Here is a 301-nt window from a genome sequence, read left to right on the forward strand (position 1 = left end):
GCCAGGCAGGGAAAGCGCTGATAGGCCTTGGAAAGCTCGGGGCTGATGCGGTCGATATCCTCCGGGATCAGCTCGATCCCGTAGTCCCAGGGCGCGCCGTCCATGTTCCAGTGTTTCGGGTTCTGCTCGTAGACACCGAGCAGCACACCCTTTCGCTCCTGCCTGAGATACGAGAAGCCGTCGAGGTCGACGGCGAGGCCGAGCTCCTTGTCGAGGGCGGCGACCTCCGGAATGTCCTCGGTGACGAAATAATGGTGCTCCATCGGCGTCACCGGCAGATCGACGCCGGCCATCAGCCCGA

Annotated in this window: 1 protein-coding gene; it reads right to left on the minus strand. The window is 63.5% G+C overall.

The genetic code is table 11. The features are described from left to right. Positions 1-301: FAD-dependent oxidoreductase (locus EN852_RS38900; RefSeq protein ID WP_135879907.1), on the minus strand; the 301-nt coding region annotated here is incomplete at both ends.

This window comes from Mesorhizobium sp. M2E.F.Ca.ET.209.01.1.1 (genome assembly GCF_004010375.2).
Classification (GTDB): domain Bacteria; phylum Pseudomonadota; class Alphaproteobacteria; order Rhizobiales; family Rhizobiaceae; genus Mesorhizobium.